The 16863-nt window shown below is 62.1% G+C and carries 24 protein-coding genes; 16 read left to right on the top strand and 8 right to left on the bottom strand.

The window, feature by feature from the left end; translation table 11 throughout:
• The first annotated feature begins 64 nt into the window (after positions 1-64).
• From AC3A43_RS11845 to AC3A43_RS11835, 3 genes are all read left to right on the top strand, one after another.
• Positions 65-289: a hypothetical protein gene (locus tag AC3A43_RS11845; protein ID WP_039576499.1), complete on the top strand. Its 225-nt coding sequence runs from the start codon at positions 65-67 to the stop codon at positions 287-289.
• 90 nt (positions 290-379) lie between these two features.
• Positions 380-1210 carry a putative phage abortive infection protein gene (locus AC3A43_RS11840; protein WP_487792734.1) on the top strand — a complete coding sequence of 277 codons (831 nt, stop codon included), beginning with the start codon at positions 380-382 and terminating at the stop codon, positions 1208-1210.
• 188 nt (positions 1211-1398) lie between these two features.
• Positions 1399-1713 (top strand): GIY-YIG nuclease family protein, encoded by a 315-nt coding sequence (locus AC3A43_RS11835; protein ID WP_487792733.1) that lies wholly within the window; start codon positions 1399-1401, stop codon positions 1711-1713.
• Positions 1714-2247: 534 nt separating this feature from the next.
• Here AC3A43_RS11835 and AC3A43_RS11830 read toward each other — a convergent pair.
• Positions 2248-2724: a hypothetical protein gene (locus AC3A43_RS11830; protein ID WP_487792732.1), complete on the bottom strand. Its 477-nt coding sequence runs from the start codon at positions 2722-2724 to the stop codon at positions 2248-2250.
• A 280-nt stretch (positions 2725-3004) separates the two neighbouring features.
• Here AC3A43_RS11830 and AC3A43_RS11825 point away from each other — a divergent pair, with 280 nt between their 5' ends.
• Both AC3A43_RS11825 and AC3A43_RS11820 read left to right on the top strand, forming a co-directional pair.
• Positions 3005-3127 (top strand): hypothetical protein, encoded by a 123-nt coding sequence (locus tag AC3A43_RS11825; RefSeq protein ID WP_487792731.1) that lies wholly within the window; start codon positions 3005-3007, stop codon positions 3125-3127.
• 189 nt (positions 3128-3316) lie between these two features.
• Complete coding sequence (locus AC3A43_RS11820) at positions 3317-3802, top strand: hypothetical protein (RefSeq protein WP_487792730.1); 486 nt, start codon at positions 3317-3319, stop codon at positions 3800-3802.
• A gap of 182 nt (positions 3803-3984) precedes the next feature.
• Here the strand turns inward: AC3A43_RS11820 and AC3A43_RS11815 are convergent, their stop codons facing one another.
• On the bottom strand, positions 3985-4224 hold the full coding sequence (locus AC3A43_RS11815) for a DUF2171 domain-containing protein (protein ID WP_487792729.1): 240 nt from the start codon (positions 4222-4224) through the stop codon (positions 3985-3987).
• Between the two features lie 138 nt (positions 4225-4362).
• Between AC3A43_RS11815 and AC3A43_RS11810 the strand changes: the two genes are divergently transcribed.
• The gene (locus AC3A43_RS11810) at positions 4363-5154 is read left to right on the top strand and encodes a hypothetical protein (RefSeq protein ID WP_487792728.1); all 792 of its coding nucleotides are present in this window, start codon (positions 4363-4365) and stop codon (positions 5152-5154) included.
• A 2-nt stretch (positions 5155-5156) separates the two neighbouring features.
• Here AC3A43_RS11810 and AC3A43_RS11805 read toward each other — a convergent pair whose 3' ends face one another.
• From AC3A43_RS11805 to mnmA, 5 genes are all read right to left on the bottom strand, one after another.
• Complete coding sequence (locus tag AC3A43_RS11805) at positions 5157-5738, bottom strand: thermonuclease family protein (RefSeq protein ID WP_487792727.1); 582 nt, start codon at positions 5736-5738, stop codon at positions 5157-5159.
• Between the two features lie 127 nt (positions 5739-5865).
• On the bottom strand, positions 5866-6192 hold the full coding sequence (locus AC3A43_RS11800; RefSeq protein WP_487792726.1) for a hypothetical protein: 327 nt from the start codon (positions 6190-6192) through the stop codon (positions 5866-5868).
• A gap of 56 nt (positions 6193-6248) precedes the next feature.
• On the bottom strand, positions 6249-6941 hold the full coding sequence (locus AC3A43_RS11795; RefSeq protein WP_487792725.1) for a DsbA family oxidoreductase: 693 nt from the start codon (positions 6939-6941) through the stop codon (positions 6249-6251).
• Positions 6942-7223: 282 nt separating this feature from the next.
• Positions 7224-7649, bottom strand: a complete 426-nt coding sequence (locus AC3A43_RS11790; protein ID WP_487792724.1) for a hypothetical protein — start codon at positions 7647-7649, stop codon at positions 7224-7226.
• Positions 7650-7715: 66 nt separating this feature from the next.
• Positions 7716-8858 carry a tRNA 2-thiouridine(34) synthase MnmA gene (gene mnmA / locus AC3A43_RS11785; protein ID WP_487792723.1) on the bottom strand — a complete coding sequence of 381 codons (1143 nt, stop codon included), beginning with the start codon at positions 8856-8858 and terminating at the stop codon, positions 7716-7718.
• 144 nt (positions 8859-9002) lie between these two features.
• Between mnmA and AC3A43_RS11780 the strand changes: the two genes are divergently transcribed.
• The 4 genes from AC3A43_RS11780 to AC3A43_RS11765 all read left to right on the top strand — a co-directional run bounded on the left by AC3A43_RS11780 (position 9003) and on the right by AC3A43_RS11765 (position 10396).
• Positions 9003-9383, top strand: a complete 381-nt coding sequence (locus AC3A43_RS11780) for a hypothetical protein (protein ID WP_487792722.1) — start codon at positions 9003-9005, stop codon at positions 9381-9383.
• 2 nt (positions 9384-9385) lie between these two features.
• Positions 9386-9685, top strand: coding sequence for a CtrA inhibitor SciP (gene sciP / locus AC3A43_RS11775; RefSeq protein ID WP_487792721.1), 300 nt, complete (start codon positions 9386-9388; stop codon positions 9683-9685).
• Positions 9686-9786: 101 nt separating this feature from the next.
• Positions 9787-9993: a hypothetical protein gene (locus AC3A43_RS11770; RefSeq protein ID WP_487792720.1), complete on the top strand. Its 207-nt coding sequence runs from the start codon at positions 9787-9789 to the stop codon at positions 9991-9993.
• A gap of 118 nt (positions 9994-10111) precedes the next feature.
• Positions 10112-10396: a hypothetical protein gene (locus AC3A43_RS11765; protein WP_487792719.1), complete on the top strand. Its 285-nt coding sequence runs from the start codon at positions 10112-10114 to the stop codon at positions 10394-10396.
• Between the two features lie 218 nt (positions 10397-10614).
• Here the strand turns inward: AC3A43_RS11765 and AC3A43_RS11760 are convergent, their stop codons facing one another.
• A complete protein-coding gene (locus AC3A43_RS11760) occupies positions 10615-11274 on the bottom strand; it encodes an N-acetyltransferase family protein (protein WP_487792718.1) in 660 nt (219 codons plus the stop codon).
• Between the two features lie 168 nt (positions 11275-11442).
• On the opposite strand from AC3A43_RS11760, the gene AC3A43_RS11755 reads away from it, so the two are divergent.
• From AC3A43_RS11755 to AC3A43_RS11730, 6 genes are all read left to right on the top strand, one after another.
• Positions 11443-11793, top strand: coding sequence for a helix-turn-helix domain-containing protein (locus AC3A43_RS11755; RefSeq protein WP_487792717.1), 351 nt, complete (start codon positions 11443-11445; stop codon positions 11791-11793).
• A 151-nt stretch (positions 11794-11944) separates the two neighbouring features.
• The gene (locus AC3A43_RS11750; protein ID WP_487792716.1) at positions 11945-13297 is read left to right on the top strand and encodes a hypothetical protein; all 1353 of its coding nucleotides are present in this window, start codon (positions 11945-11947) and stop codon (positions 13295-13297) included.
• Positions 13294-13599: a hypothetical protein gene (locus tag AC3A43_RS11745; protein WP_487792715.1), complete on the top strand. Its 306-nt coding sequence runs from the start codon at positions 13294-13296 to the stop codon at positions 13597-13599. Before AC3A43_RS11750 ends, AC3A43_RS11745 begins: the two co-directional genes overlap by 4 nt.
• A gap of 202 nt (positions 13600-13801) precedes the next feature.
• Entirely contained in the window at positions 13802-15022 is a 1221-nt protein-coding gene (gene dcm, locus AC3A43_RS11740) for a DNA (cytosine-5-)-methyltransferase (protein ID WP_487792714.1), read from the top strand.
• 3 nt (positions 15023-15025) lie between these two features.
• A complete protein-coding gene (locus AC3A43_RS11735) occupies positions 15026-15478 on the top strand; it encodes a very short patch repair endonuclease (protein ID WP_487792713.1) in 453 nt (150 codons plus the stop codon).
• Positions 15479-16798: an MvaI/BcnI family restriction endonuclease gene (locus AC3A43_RS11730; protein ID WP_487792712.1), complete on the top strand. Its 1320-nt coding sequence runs from the start codon at positions 15479-15481 to the stop codon at positions 16796-16798. It abuts the gene before it with no gap.
• Positions 16799-16863 lie beyond the last annotated feature (65 nt).

Here is a 16863-nt window from a genome sequence, read left to right as displayed (position 1 = left end):
CACCGACCCGAAACTAAACGCCCGCGATCAAGCGCGGGCCAACAAGAAGCCAAAGGCAACCCAAATGACCGAAAAACAGAAACTCATCATCCTCAGCCAGCCGCAGCGCACGACGCTCGAAGGCCTGTCGAACCGCCGCCCCCAACTCCCCACCGACCCGATCCGCGACGAACTCGTCACGCTGGGGCTGGTCGTCAAGCAGGGCGCCAAATGGGCGCTGACCCCGCAGGGCAAGAAGGTGCTGGCGGCCAGCTCGAACCGGCGCAATGCGGGCGGGTTTTCGGTTTGAGGCGGCGCCACCGTCTCCAATCAACCATCTATATTGCTCTTTGACAATTTCACCACCAAGCTCCTAAATAAGAATGGGGTGAGGGATAATATGAACGGCAGAATAGCGGCAATTTTAGCTACATTTGTCGTATGCATTTGGCTTTCTTGGCTCCTATTCCTATTGCTTGGAGCCAACGCACCTGTGAGCACTAGCTCACTACCCTTTGAAAAGCTGGGTCAATTTGGAGACTCCTTTGGGGTATTGGCATCTTTGATGTCTACCTTGGCACTAGTGGGTGCACTATACTCGATACATCTTCAGAATAAGAACTATGACAGACAGCAATTTGAAAGCAATTTTTATACTATATTAAACAGCGTTAAAGAAAAACAAAAAGAAATTCATTTAACAATAATCGAACGCATACCCATAGCTGAAAATCTTTCTGAAAAAGCTGAATATAAAAAACTTATAAAGTCGCTAAGAAAAACAAAACATGAATTCAAAGGACCTCAAGCATTTCGGGTTATATTATACAGGATACGAAATGAAATCGGATTCGATGGATACGCCGACCCGAAAACTGTCGCTCTAAAATATAGAAAAATTATATCTGGCAATATCCTACTTAAGAACTATTTTAGAATATTATATCATTTATACGCCATGCTTGAAAACAGTTCGGTAGAAAATAAGGAAATATACTCTAGAATTATACGAGCCCACCTATCCGATCCAGAAGTCTGCCTAATAGCATATAATTGCTCAGTGGGAGATGGAAGATTCAAGTTTAAAAAGCTTGTTGAAATTTACTCAACCCTTCACAACATGAAAAATGATTATCTAGATCCTTACGAAAAAGCTGAATTGAGATTTTTTAGAAGAAAGATTTCCAACGATGCTTTTCGCTTCGACAATATAGTACCGGTTACGTATTAGATATAGACGAGAGAGCTTCGGTAACAGGCGCAACAACCGTCAATTGGGTTTAGCTACAATGACGGATCAATTCCGGCATGACCAGCGCGCGAAAGCATCCGGTTCGACCCCATCTTCGTCACCCGCGGACGAGACCCGTGGCTCGTCCGCCTTGATCCGGGGTCCATCGCCGCCCTAGCCTTCACCCCATGCACGCCGACTTTCAGCCCTGCGCCACTATCACGGCCAACGCGCGGCATGGCACGCTCTACACCGGCGTCACCTCGCACCTGATCCAGCGCATCTGCCAGTACCGCGACGGCAGTTTCGGCGGCTTCACCGACCGCTATGGCGTGAAGACGCTCTTCTGGTTCGAACGCGCCGGGACGATGCACGCCGCGATCACGCGCGAGACGCGACACAAGAACTGGCAGCGCAAGTGGAAGATCGAACTGATCGAAGCGGCGAACGCGGAGTGGCGTGATCTGGCGGAAGAATTGGGATTGCCGCCATTGGGTGGGTGACGGCCTACCTTCCGCACCTTCCCCTTCATCCGGCACCTCCCCCTCAATCGTCATGCCGGACTTGATCCGGCATCCATTCCAGCGCCGGCGTCTGGACCCCGGATCAAGTCGGACGAGTCACCTGCCTCGTCCGAGGGTGACGAAAGAGGGGTGGCGCTTCTTTTCTTCGCGCCTTCGCGGCTTCGCGTGAAACCGACTCTCCGCACCACCCCCCACACCCCCAAAAATCCTATTTCGCACACCCCGCCCAAAACCCCCTTTCCTACATTATTCGCCTATGCTCCAAACTGGCAGATGAGCCCCATCGCCCCCACCCCATCGCCCGATGCGCGCACCGCCGTGCCCCCGCCTCCGATGATCGGGCGCCGCTGCTCCGAAAGCATTCGCCGGACGACGGGTATCATTATACCGGGACGCAGCGTGACCTTCGTGAACTTTGGAATATCATTGCGCGGACGCGCCATGCGCCTTGCCGGGCCGGGCGCGCTTCCTCCGCGAGCCTTGGCGCGGCACCCTCTCGTCCTATGTCCGGCGTCAATGCACCGAAGCCATAACCCCCACGCCGCCCGCGCGCGCCACCGCGAACATCACCGCGTCGCGCACCACCTCGGGCCGGTCGCTCAGCAGATACAGCTTTACCAGCTCACGCGTCACTTCGCTGTCGTCGTCGACGACCAGCCGCAGCGCCTTCACGCCCAGTTCGCCGCGCACGATCGTCACGTCGCGGATCGCGATCAGCGGCCAGGCCGCGGCGCCGCCGCGATAGAGCGTCCTGCCGTCGTGGCGCACATAGGCTTTCCGCCGCCGCCACACGCCCAGCCAATAGGCCCAGACGGTCAGCACCGCGGCGATGCCCAGCACCACCAGCGGATGAACGAAGATCATGTTGCGCACGGCATCGACCGGATCGCCGCCCCACTCCAGCGCGCGCAGCAGCGCGACCAGCAGCACCAGGCATATCGCGTGCCACGCCATCAGCGGCGCGGCGCGCAGCCGTGCGATTACCACCATCGTCCGATCCCCGCTTTCCATCGCGGCCTAGATAGGCATCGGCGCGGCGTCATACCAGCCGCCCCCGCGACGCTTCTGCAAAAAACCGCCCGGTCGCCCGACGGCATTCGCCGCGCCGCGCGCTCATAACCACGCCCGGCCGCGCGGCCGCTGCGGCATTCCGATGCAACCTTCGCGCGCGGCGGCAGTAATAGAGCCGCCCCAATGAATTCAATCCCATAACACCTCAGGAGTCCGGACCATCGAAACGCGAACGCTTTTAGCCTATGGCATTATTCTGTTGATGGTGGCCGCCGCCATCGCCGGCATCGCCCTCGTCCGCTACAACAGCGCCGACCGCAAAATTGCGCGCCAGCGCGAGCGTGAGCATGCGCTGCGCGACGAGCAAAACGCCGGCGTCTGACGACGTGGCGCGGCGCCGACGCTGGCGCGCGCCTGCCGCCCGCCGCTTATCGCCCGGACGCGGCCATCCGCCGCATTCGGGCGGGCGGCGCGCAACAAGCGGACATCTCGTCCGTTTTCCGTTCAATGCATCGGCCGCGCCACCCCGTTCGGGCCCCGGCCCCGCCCGGTGCCATCAACGGAGACTGACATGCGCAAAACCCTCGCCCTTCTGACGCTCGCTCCCGCGCTTTTCGCCGCGCCCGCGCTTGCCCAGCCAGCCCAAGCCCCGGCCACCGCCGATGGCGGCGCCAGCATCAACCTCGTCGGCAAGGTGCGATCGGGCGGCGTCCTCGACGCCGGCGGCGCGGTCAACGGCCTCACCGATCCGGTCGGCGCGACCGTCGGGCATATCGACGGCACCGTCGGCAAGGCGGTCGATACCGCCAACCTCACCCTCGCTACCCGCGAACAGGTGCGCGCCGGCGCCGAAATCTATGACACCAATGGCAACAGCGTCGGCACGGTACAGAGCGTCGAGGCCGACACCGCGGTCGTGATCCGCGGCGGCAAGCTCTATAATGTGCCCATCGCCGACATCTATCACGGCGCGGTAGGCGCGACCCACGGCCTCGTCACCAGGTTGTCGCGCGCCGAAATCCAGGCACGCACCACCGCTGCGGTCGAATCGCGCTGACATAGGACAAGCCGCGGCGCCCCCTTTGCAAAAGGGACCTTGCCGCGCGGGGGGAGCCGGGTGCACCCGGCTCCCGTCTTTTTGGGCTCTCGCGATCCGCCGCCGCTTCCATATGAAACTGGCCCGCCCCAACGCGTGGGACGGGCCAGTTTCGGCGCCGAAGCGCTCGTATCGCGTAAAGCCTATTCGGACTCTTCGAACAGATCGACCGCGTTCGCGGCGTTCGCCGACAGGCGGACCGTGTCGCCCTCGACCGCGGCGACCAGCCCGGCAGGCAGATAATGATGCTTGCCATCGCCGCTGTCGGCCTTGGTCAGCTTGATGCGTTCGCCCTCGAGATGATCGACGGTTCCGATGTGGACGCCGTCGGCGCCGACCACATTCATGTCTTCCTTGATCGCGCTATGGTCATGCTCTGCCATGGTCATTCTCCTTGCCGCTCCGGGGAGGGGAGCTTGGCTATCATACGCACGGAAATCGAGTCGGCTCCATAGACATGGACGAGCCGGGCGAAAGCCGCGCCGCTTTCCATCGGGCCGCCGCGCCGCTACGTTCGGCGCATGCGCACGCCCCCCATGCTCGCTGCCGTCGCGCTTCTTGCCGCGCCGTTCCCCGCCCTCGCCTGTTCGGTGGTGCCGGGCTACCGCGTGCCGACCAATATGGAACTTGTCGAGCGCGCCGACCTCATCCTGCTCGGCACCGTCAACGACGGCGATTTCGAACCCGACAGCACGCCGGAGCAGATGATCACCGTGGAGCCGGTCGAAGCGCTGAAGGGTACCACCCCGTCCGGGCCGCTGGCCCTGTCCGCAATGATCGCGACGGGAGCCGAGATGCAGCTCAGCAATCCTTACGAACTGAAGGACGCGCATCCGCAGAGCCTCGCCGGCGCGTGCACCCGCTATGCCTTTCCGCGCGGGTCGCGCATACTCTTCTTCCTCGAACGGCAGGACGGCGTATGGCACCAGTCTGGCGGCGCCTTCAGCCGCTGGGCCGAGGATGTGCTGACCGACGACGCCCCGTGGCTACAGGCGGTGCGCTTTTATATCGCGGTGGCCAAGCTGCCCGCCCAGGATCGCATCGCCGCACTCACCGCGCGCCGCAACGAACTTGGCGCGCTCGGCGACGATCCGGTCGCGCAGTTGATCGCCGCCGACATCGACCGCCAGATCGCAGGCCCGAACGCGCCGCTGAAGAGCGGGCTTCCGCCCGTTCCCGACGAATCGGATGCGGAAAGCGCAGCCGAGGCGGTGGAGGCCGCGGCGGATGCAATCGCGGATGTTGACGCCGAGACCGAAGCCGACGCCGAGACCACCGAGCCTGACGGCGAAGCGGACGAACCGCGAGACTAGAATCAGGCTTGGCACCAGGGGCGACGCTGCCCCTCCCACGGTCGCGCCAATCCTTCGGCGATCAGAACCGAGCCGACGCTTGTTCCGCCGCGCGTGACAATGCGCAGCTTGCGCCCATAATGGTCGGTGTCGCGGTCGGCGCTTTCGAGGTTGAAGGATCCGGCATTCAGCCATTCGCGAAGCCGTCCCGTCGCTGCATCGCCGAGCGCGGCCTCCCGGGCGCAGCGCGCGGGGTGGGTTTCGGGCGTGTCGATATCGGCGATCCGATATTTATCGCCCGCGAACCAGAAGGTGTCGCCATCGACGACGCAATTCGCGCCGCCGCCGCTGTGACAAAGTGCGAAGCGGGCGGAGTGGGAATCGTGCGCGGCGCTTTCGGCGCCTGCGAACAAGGATGCCGCAGGCGCCGAAATGGTGTCGGATCCGCCCGGAAAGCGCTGAAACGACGCGAGCGCCGCCACGAAGGCAACAGCCATCATCGGCGCCAGCCAAAGGTTCGATCCAACCTGCCGCCGCGACCGCGCCGGCTTTTTGCGGCGGCGGCCGGTACGGCGTTGCGGATAGTGAAAATCGGGTCCGGACATGCCGTCCAGCCTAGCCGCGGATGTTTAGCAAAATCCGAACAGGCCGCTCCGCAATGGCAATCAAGCGCCGTCAATCAGGCCCGCGGCGGCACCATTTCCGAGCCAACGAAAATAGAAAGTCAGCCGGTCAGGGCGCTCCACGCGGCTCGTCGTCCTCGACCCCGCCCGGGCCGAGTTCGTCATCCTCGTCATCGTCACTGCGTTCGCCGCGATAAGCGTCCATGTCGATCACGCCCGATCGCTCCATCTGATTCATATGATCGACCAGATCCTGCACATCGTCGCTGTCGTCGCCGCTGTTCACCTTGTCGCTGTCTTCCAGCGGACGTTCATGGCGCGCCGCCTCGGCGACGCTCTGCGCCTGCGCTTCCTCATCATCCTGCTCGCGATTGCGTGCCTCGGGCGCTTCGTCGGCGAGCGCGTCTGCGTCGGGTTTGCGAGGATCGTCGGCCATGATCAGCTCCTTGAAAAGGGGATGATCGCAAACGCGCCGTCACCCGGCGCGGTTCCTCAGGCGGCCGCCGCCAGTATCTTCGTCTCGATCACACGGATGAACACCTCGGGGTCCTGCGCGCCCGGGATCAGCATCCGACCACCCAGAATGAACGCCGGGACGCCGGTGATATTCTGATCGGTCCAATAAGCTTCCTCGGTGCGCACCATCTCGCCAAACTCGCCCGACGCGAGGATTGCGGCGGCCCGGTCGCGGTCGAGCCCGACCGAAGCCGCCACATCGGCGAGCACGGCATGATCGCTCACGTCGCGATTGTCGGTAAAATGGGCGGCAAACAGTGCCAGCTTGAGCGCCGTCTGCACCCCGGTCGCACCGTCCTGCTCAGGCTCCTCGAGCGCGCCGGCCCAGGTCAGCAGGCGATGCGCGTCGAAACTGTTGCGCATCCGGAAATCCGGCCCGCGATTAAAGGCAAAACCCAGCTCGGATGCGACACCCGCCATCTTGCCGCTGTTCGCGCGGCTCTGTTCGGCGCTGATGCCATATTTGCGCATCACATGGCTTGCCGCATCTTCGCCTTCCGCGGGCATGTCGGGATTAAGCTCGAACGGATGCCACTGAACGCGAAAATCCAGCCGGCCTTCAAAATGGTCCATCACCTGCCGGAACTTCAGCCAGCCGATGATGCACCAGGGACACATCACGTCGGACACGATATCGACGCTCAGGCGCGGCACGCGCGGTTCGGTCAAAATTCTTCTCCTGTCGCCGCGCGCCGCCGCCCTTAGTCGGGCAACCGGCGATCCTTGCCAGTCCGCCGGTCGCCTTTGCGACGATCGGGTCCTTTAAAATCGGGATCTTCGGCGACGCGCCTGTCATTCGACCGTCTGTCCGAATTTGCCCTTTTGTCCTCATCGCTTGCCACACGCTTCCTCCCCACCACAAAGGAAAACAGAAGCGACCCGGCGCGCAATAGCTCACAAAATGGTTAAAAAGACAAGTTTGAGGACGGAAACGGCAGCTGTTGGCGTCGCCTACGCAGCGTCGGCAGGCGTTACCACGGTATCATTCGCCGGCACCGGCCGCGACAGCACCCACCAGCTTGCAACCATCAGCGCGACGGTCAGCGCCTCGATGATCATCGCCTGCACGATGCTGCCATTGACCAGATCGCCCATCGCCGCCCCGATCAGTCGGCCCGTCAGAGCGGTGCCATAAAGCGCCGCGGGCACGAGCAGCGCGCGTGTCCACCCCGGAACCAGCGCGCCAATTGCCGCGCCGCCGGCAGCGACCAGGAAAAAGGCCGACAGGTCCGCGCGCACCGTATTCGCGGCGGCACCGTCGATGCCGATGCCGAAGGTCTCGGTAAAGGTCGCGGGGTCCAGCACGCCCTGCACACCCAGAATCGTGAAAAACGCGGCCCACAGAAGCACCGCGCCGCGCCAGATCCAGTTAATCATCCTAATATCCCCTTTGTTGTCGTTCAGGCTGAACCAACAGGCGGGAATGTCAATGGTTGCGCTGGCTTATCCGGCGTCGGCCGCGAAAGTTTCTTCGATCCAGCCGCCGCCCAGCACACGCGAATTGTCCGACGCGTCGTAAAGCACCGCGGCCTGTCCCGGCGCGACGCCATATTCGGCCTCGGCAAAGATCAGGCGGTCGCCCGCGACGCGCGCCGGAACCGGCTTTGCCATGCTGCGCACCTTCGCCATCACATCGCGCCCGTCGACCGCGCCCAGCCAGTTCGCCTCGCCCAGCCGCGCGCCCGACACCGCGAGCGCGCGCCGCGGACCGACGACGACTTCTTTCTTCCCGGCATCGAGTCGCACGACATAGAGCGGCTCGGCCTGCCCGCCGATCTCGATCCCGCGGCGCTGGCCAACCGTATAATGGATGAGTCCCTTGTGCGCGCCGAGCACCGTCCCGTCGACATGGACGATCGCGCCCTGATCGTCGGCTTCGGGGCGCAGCTTGCGGACCAGCGTCGCATAGTCGCCATCGGGCACGAAACAGATATCCTGGCTGTCGGGCTTGCCCGCAACGCCGAGGCCAAGGTCGCGCGCGATTTCGCGCACGACGCTCTTTTCAAGTCCGCCCAGCGGGAAACGCAAAAAGTCGAGCTGGTCCTGCGTCGTCGCGAACAGGAAATAGCTCTGATCGCGCGCCGGATCGACCGCCCGGTGCAACTCGGCGCCGTTCGCCCCCATCACGCGGCGAACATAATGCCCCGTCGCGAGGCAGTCGGCGCCGAGTTCCTTGGCGAGCCGGAACAGGTCGGTGAACTTCACCCCCATATTACAGCGTACGCAGGGGATCGGCGTCCGGCCGTTCAGATACTCGTCGGCGAACTGGTCGATCACCGTGTCGCGAAAACGGCTTTCATGGTCATAGACATGATGCGCGAAGCCCAGCCGGTCGGCGACCGCGCGTGCGTCGCGGATATCCTGCCCGGCGCAGCAGGCGCCGACGCGCTTCGCCTTGGCGCCATGATCATAGAGCTGGAGCGTCACGCCGATCACTTCGGCTCCCGATCGGGCAGCGAGCGCGGCGACGACGCTCGAATCGACTCCGCCCGACATCGCGACGACGATTCGCCGGTCTTTCAGCGGCATGGGCAGCTGAAAGTCGGCCTGCGCAACGCCGGCGGGGGAAGAAATCGTCTCGATCATGGTTGGCGGCATCTAGGGATACATATCCAAAAAAGCCAGCTTTTCCGCGCAAACTGTCAAGATATTGACGCGGATTAAGCTTCGCTAACAAGCCGTGAAATAGGCATTTACTCGACCTTAGGCCGTCGTCGCTAGACGAGTCTCATGAACTTCGTCCCGTCAGAACTTCCGCGCATCGCCGGTGCGACTCGATTGTCGAAGCCCGGCTTCGACATCATCATGGCCGTGTCCAGCGCGCGTCAGGCGACGCTGCCGACCGTTCGGTTGGCGCGGACGCAGGTGAATCGCGAAGCGCACAGGGCAGCCCTTAACGCGCTTCGCCAGATTCTTTGCGGAACCGCTCGCACGGCGGAACAAAAAGCGCCCCGCGTCGTTCGTTTCTTCGATTTGTCGGAGGATGTGAACGGCTCGCCCGAAACTATGAACGGCCTGTTTACCAGAGGATTTCAGCCGATGTTGAGTCCCTCTGATTTAGAGCAAAACGCGTCGGAAAAATCCCCCCCCGACGTTGAAAATATGGAATGACTATGATCGAGAATCAGAAAATCCGGCCCGCACAGGTCATCGGCCCCCTCGGTGAACCGCTGACGTTGGACTCGCTGCCGCCGCCGTCGACGACCCGCTGGGTCGTCCGCCGCAAGGCAGAGGTCGTCGCGGCGGTCAACGGCGGGCTCTTGTCCGTCGATGAAGTGTGCGAACGTTATGGGCTGACCCTCGAGGAATTTGCCGGCTGGCAGCGGTCGATCGACCGCAGCGGCATGCCGGGGCTGCGCGTCACGCGTATCCAGCACTACCGCGACCTCTACGAGCGCCAACAGCGCTTCTGAGCCGCGGGACCGGACCAGGGATGAAAGAGGGCGCTTCGGGCGCCCTCTTTTTTGTCCGTGGCGGCTGGACAGAATCGGGGGGCGACCGCTACCGGCGCGCCATGGGTATCGCCGCAACGATCATGAACACCGCCACTGGCCAGCCGATCCAGAAAATGGCGTTCGGCCGCATGCCCAAACCCTGGGCCAGTTTCACGCTCGCAACCGGCGAACTCGTCACCGCCGAGCGGATCGACGTCACCCCGCCCGCCCCCGGCAAATTCGCCGCGACGGTACAAGTTTGGGTCAAGGTCAAGCCGCGCGACTGAACGCCGGTCGCCGGTTATAAAGAAAAAACGGCGTAATTTCTGCGCCGTGACGATTTTGTTGCAACCCTTGCGTTCACCCGGCGTTAAGCCCCCGAGTCAACTTTGGGAGTCACTCAATATGCGCAAGATGTTCATTACCCTCGCTGCTACCTCGGCCCTCGCGCTCGGCGCTTGCCAGAGCCCCGCCGCCGACAAGGTCGAAGATCAGGCTGAAGCGAAGGCCGACGTGATCGACGAACAGGCCGACGCGATGCCCGAAGGCGCGGCAAAGGAAGCGATGGAAAACAAAGCTGATGCCGTCGAAGCCGCTGGCGAAGAAAAAGCCAACGCGATGGACGACAATGGCGAAATCGCTCCGTCGGAAACCGGCGCGATGGCCCCGGCCGATCCCGCGAAGAAATAAGTATCGAGGGCTTGCCTCCCCTAAAGGGCAGGGTGAAGGGCGCCGGATCGAACTCCGGCGCCCTTTGTCGTGCGCCGGGTTTTCAGCCTGTGATGTCGATCACCGCGGCGCATCGCAATCGCGCTTATGACCCGAAACGGGACGCGAACTCGCTTTCAGCGAACCGCTTCACGGACCACCCTCCCGCCGCCACCAGCGACCCAGGGCGGCGGGAGGGACTAGTCCGCGCGCTTGCCCGCATCCCCGCCGGCAGATTCCAGCGTTTGCAGCACCGCGCGCACCCCCGGCGCATCGCCGTCGGCGCGCAGCGCTTCGATCCCCGCGGCGACATCGAGCCGATAGTCGGCGACCCCCGCCGACTCGCCCGCCCACGCCGCGCCCAGCGATTTCACCAGCCGCCGCGCCGCGGCATTTTCGGACAGCATATGCACGTCGAGCATGTCGAGCCCCTCGGCGCGGCATTGGACGAGCAGCGCCGCGGTCATCATCCGCGCCAGCCCCTGCCCCTGAAATTCGTCGAGCACCGCGATCGAAAACTCGCCCACCGGCCCGCCCTGCGGGTGCCGCACCGCATGCACCGCGCCGATCGGCGGCTGGCCCGGGCAGTCGCTGCAGATCGCCCCCCATGCGATATGGTCGTGCCCGTCGACATCGGCGAGCCGCTCGACCACTGCATCGGGCAACACCGGCGCCGGCGAGAAAAAGCGCAAGTAACGCGATTCCGCCGACAGTTTCGCGATCCCGTCGCGGATCAGCGGCGCATCGTCGGGGGTAATCGTGCGCAGGCACACCGCGGTGCCGTCGTTCAGCGCACAATGCACCGCGATGTCCTCGATCCGCCCGATCCGCCCTTTTGCCTGCTCATCCGTTCCGGTCATCGCGGTCTCCCAGCCGCGCCATGGTAGGACCGCCGCCTCGCGCTCGCAATCCACCCCCTGTTCGCCGGGCTGCGTATATTCACCGCCCGATATCGGTGAGATGTTGAAAGCCGCCCCCGCCTTAACTTGGTAAAAGTTGCAGATAGAAGTCTGAAAGATTGCAGGTCGATGATTCATGCCCCCCTTGATGCCGCACCCGATGGCGCCGACTTCGAAGGGCTCGGCGACCGGCTCGCACGCCTCCGCCGGGCCCGGGGGTTCAGCAAGACCGACCTCGCCGACCGGCTCGGCGTCACCGTGACCTCGATCTGCTATTGGGAGCAGGGCCGTTCGCGCCCGCGGCTCGCGCGGCTTCAGACGCTCGCGGAGCTCCTCGGCACGACCCCCGCCGAACTGCTCCGCCGCGACAGCGCGCCGGGCAGCGACCATCTCTCCGACCTCGTCACCCGCATGCGCGCCGAAATCGCCCACGCCGCAGGCACGACGCCGTCGAAAGTCCGCATCACGATCGAGATGTAGGCGCGCCCGCGCCGCCACTCCCTCCCCCTTCGTCGCCCCGACCCTGACACGGGGTGGCGTTGGGTGCGGCAAAGGTGCCGATTTTCCGCTTTCCTACATTATCCCCATATGGTTCGTTATGATAATCTGACGAACCAATGGAGCAATTCCGATGAAGCAGGAAATCCTTCCACCCCTCCCCGCACCGCTCGATTTCGTCGATGAAGGCGCCATCGACCCCGACGATCTGTCCGAAGACCTCGCCTTCACCCCGGTCGAGCAACGCACCAAACGCTGGACCGGCATCACCGCCCAGAAACAACGCATTTTCATCGCGCACCTCGCCGCGACCGGCGCGGTCAGCATGGCGGCAAAGGTCGCGGGCCACTCGACCTCGGCCTTCTACCAGCTCCGCAAGCGCGACGACGCGGGCAGCTTTGCCGCGGCATGGGACCGCGCGGTCGAGGCCGGGGCGCGCCGCGTTGCCGACCTGCTGATGGAATATGCGATCTATGGCGTGCCCGAAACGCTGTCGAAGGAAGGCCGCGTCATCCTCGAACGCCGCCGCCCGAACATTCGCGCGATGCAGCATATCGCCGCGAGCCGTTTTCCGGAGAATTTCGGCGCCGGCATCAACCCCGTCGACGGCCCCGCCACCGCGGTCCCGCACGCGATCCGCCGCCTGCGCGAGACATGGCAGGCCGAGTGGGAGGCCGAGCGGCAGGCCGCGATGCTCGAACATAACGCGCGCGCGAACCGGCAGGAAACCGACCTCGACGATCGCCTGCGCATCATCCGCACCGCCTTTCAGCGCAAGATTTCGCACGACCCGGTCAAGCGCGCCGCATGGGACCTGCTCACCGGCCCCGGCACCGACTGGGCCGCGGTGCGCCAGGCCGACGCCTACACCAACCCGCAAAAGCACGAATGGCACATGCACCACCCCGACATGATCGTCCCGCTGTCGGCCGGGTCGGGCAATGTCGATTGGGAGGCGGCCGAGGGCGGCGACCTGTCGAACCCCGCCCCGCCCCCCGCCGACCATGTCCCCTGGACCGAAGGCGGCGAAGAGGATGAGCTGTGGTTCGACCATTATGCCGAGCATATGATCGAGGGCGAGGTCGGCGAAAGCGACCTCGTCAGCAACCATATCACCCGCGGCGACATGCGCAGGGCGGCCCACACCCTGCGCGAGCGCGCCGAGGCTTGGCAACAGGCGCGCCAGCCCGTGATCCAGCATCCCCACGACTTCCTCGCCGACACCAGCCTCAGCGGCGGCGGCACCGGCCGCGAACGCGACACCGCGCGCCGCCGCATCGAACGCACGATCGCCGAACTCGAACGCGAATGGAACGCCGCCTATAGCGAGGAAAGCTGGGCGGCGTGGAAGGCAGGCGATCCTCCCTGCGGCGAAGCCGTGGGGAGGGGGACCGTCGCCGCAGGCGATGGTGGAGGGGCAGCGGCCTCGCACAATTCGCCCGTCCGCTCAGCGCACGAAGCGCAACAGGCCGGAGGCGAGCCATGAGCCTGCTCGACGACGCCCGAGCCAACCGCATCGCGGCCCGCTTCGGCCGCAGGGTCGAAATCGAATGGATCCAGCCGCGCGAACCCTATGGCGGCTGGGTCTCCTACGAAAGCTTCGAGCCCGAAAAGGTCCAGACCTGCCTCTCGATCGGCCGCCTGATCCACGACGATGATTGCATCAAAGTGCTCGCCGGATCGGCGGTGATCGTCGGCGACGAGGAGCGCGTGATGCTGAGCGGCGTGATCGAGATTCCGGCGCGGTGTGTGGTGCGGATTGTTCGGTTGGAGGAGATGAATTTTTGATTATTCTAACGGAAATCCAGTCGTCGCAACCGCATGCTACGGCAATCAGCTTCTGGACGAACTTGTCGCTGTTGCAACTTGGCCCCTTGCAAGGAGGGCTACATTGCATCACAGAATAGAACAAAATAAGAACTTCTTAACTTAGAGCCTTGCTTAAAGGGATGAAAAGCGACACTATGTCGCAAATTGTCCTAGGGAATGTATGCTCAACGAATTTGCAGCTCTTCGTATTCGCGCTGGTTTGTCCGTAGAGGACCTTGCGCTGATGACCGGCTACAGCACCCGTCAGGTGCAACGGTGGGAAGCGGACGACGGCGTTCCTAGAGAGGCAGCAGTCCGACTGCTCCAGTCAATGGCCGCAGCCGCTCCGGATCAGACAGGGAGTCGGTTCAACTTTATCGACCTGTTTGCAGGAATCGGCGGCATTCGCAAAGGCTTCGACGCAATTGGCGGCCATTGTGTGTTCACTTCGGAATGGAATAAATTTGCGCAGCAGACCTATGCAGCCAATTTTCGGGATAACCACCCGCCGCATGGCGACATCACGACCATCGGCAGCGACGAGATTCCGGATCATGACGTTCTGCTTGCCGGTTTCCCATGCCAGCCGTTTTCTATTGCAGGTGTATCCAAAAAGAATTCTCTTGGCCGCCAGCACGGCTTTCTGGACGAAACTCAGGGGACGCTGTTTTTCGATGTCGCCCGTATATTGAAAGCGAAACGCCCATCCGCTTTCCTGCTAGAGAACGTCAAGAATCTGACCAGCCATGACAAGGGACGCACCTTTCAGGTGATCCTAAAGACGCTGACCGAGGAACTGGGTTACAAGGTCTGGCACAAGGTGATCGATGCGCAGCATTTCGTGCCGCAGCACCGCGAGCGTATTGTCATTGTCGGTTTCCGGGACGACGTTCTGTTTAGCTGGGAGGACTTGAAGCTTCCTGCCAAAAGAAGTGCGCGCCTGAAAAGCATCCTGCATCCCGAAGACGGATCCGAGGAAGCCGAAGCGCCCTATACGCTTGGTCCAGACGCAATCGTAAATGACAAATACACTCTGACGGATAAACTCTGGCAGTACCTCCAGGGTTATGCCGCCAAACACAAGGCGGCGGGCAATGGGTTCGGCTTTGGTCTTGTGACGCCGGACGACGTCGCGCGCACGCTTTCGGCTCGCTATTTCAAGGACGGATCGGAGATCCTGGTCAGCCAAGGCGAAACGCGCAATCCTCGTCGCCTTACACCGCGCGAATGCGCGCGTCTCATGGGCTATGCCGAAGACTTCCGTATCCCCGTTTCAGACACGCAGGCTTACAAACAATTCGGCAATTCGGTTGCGGTACCTGTCTTCGAAGCAGTTGCCCGGATCATGCAGCCGCATATTCAGACGTTGGTCGAACCGGCGCGGCACCGCGAAGCCGCCTGAGGCGTGGTCGACGTTCACGACGCGGCGACCCGCAGCCGTAATATGGCTGCTATCAAAGGCGGCCATACAAAACCTGAGCTACTGATCCGCAGGGCAATGCATGCGGCCGGACTGCGCTTTCGGCTGCATGCGAAACACCTGCCCGGGACACCCGATCTTACCTTTCCTCGCCACAAAGCGGTCATTTTCGTGAATGGTTGCTTTTGGCATCGGCACGACTGCCATCTGTTCACTTGGCCAGCGACACGAGATGACTTCTGGCGCGAGAAAATCGCGCGCAACGTCAAAAATGATGAAAAGGCTGTCGCGGAGTTGCTGGCGACTGGCTGGAGGGTTGCAACTGCCTGGGAGTGTGCGCTGAAAGGGCGAACCAGACTCGATTTCCCCGAAGCTATGCAACAACTGATCGGCTGGATACAGTCGGATAAGCAAACGATCACGATAAGGGGCGGATAGTTGGTCGCATCACTGGAACAATTGCTGGGCCTGATGCGGCATCATGGGGCAACGCGTATATATGCCAAAAAGCTTGCACCCAATGACAATTCCAAAAATCAGATATACCTCGGCGGCGACTTCTCCGCGCTCAACATAATCCCGCACGGAAATATTTATATCGACGATGCGGATGTAGCCGGCGCCATCCGTGATCGTGCAAAAGCGACGGTCGACTTCTACTGGATCGATGACGCCCAGCGGCACCATGCACCCAACACCGGCCTGATCCTCTATCCGAAATATCCGGAAATCCGCATGTCCGGCTTTCTCTGGGGCTGCCAAGCAGCTCCCGCAAAGATCATGCGCGTCCGCGATGAAGGGCGCATGCTTATTCTCGGGATAACTCCGCTGGGTGAAGTAATGGGTTACGCTGCGGCTTCCGACGACCCCATTGCCACTGAATTGAACGCGTACGACTGGCCAACGGTTGGCGTCTTCCTCGAATTGCCGCTGACACTTGCCCATGCCCAGAGTCCTCGGATTCAACTGTTGAACAAGCTGCGCCGTATCTGGCAGTTGCAGTGGATCGCCTCGCAAAAGCTCGCCGCCGATGGCACGAAAACCTCATACTCCGCTCGCAATGGCGGTGGCTACACCTTGGAAGCTGAGCTGGGAATTACGCCCAATAGCTATGCTGAGCCCGACTTCATGGGCTGGGAGGTAAAACAATATGGCGTCCGTGACTTTGTGTCTTTCAGGCCTATGTCGCCGGTCACGCTGATGACGCCAGAACCGACCGGCGGCATTTATCGCACCGAAGGCGTCGTCGCATTCATGAAACGATTCGGGTACCCCGATCAGGCAGGCAAGCCCGACAGAGTTAATTTTGGCGGCCGCTATGACTGTCAGCGGGCACATCATGCGCTGACTGGTCTTCGCATGACACTGACCGGCTATGATGAGGCGACAGGCAAGATCACCGACTTTGATGGCGGCATGGCGCTCATCGATGCCGCTGAAGAGATCGCGGCCTCCTGGACGTTCAAAGGCATGATGGCGCACTGGAACCGCAAACATGCGCAAGCCGCATATGTACCTTCGTTGTTCCGTACGCCGCCTCCCGAATACAGCTATGGAGCTAATGTTCTCCTTTGCGAACAAACGGACTTCTTGCTGTTCCTAAAAGCTTTTGCTGCGGGCAGAATTTATTACGATCCCGCAGTAAAAGTTGAAAATGCCTCTTCCGGAGCACCGCAAATAAAACGGCGAAGTCAGTTCCGTGTGGCTCACGCTGACCTAAAACAGCTATATCAGCGCCATGAGGATGTTCAGCTCTGAAACCAAGGGCAAGCAGGGGCGAAGCCGTCCCGCAACTTCGTCTGAGTGGCCTACCTCTCATTCTG

It is taken from the genome of Sphingopyxis sp. Soil_C_28 (assembly GCF_057657055.1).
Note: the sequence above shows the minus strand (reverse complement) of the source record. Positions and strands in the feature narration are given on the sequence as shown.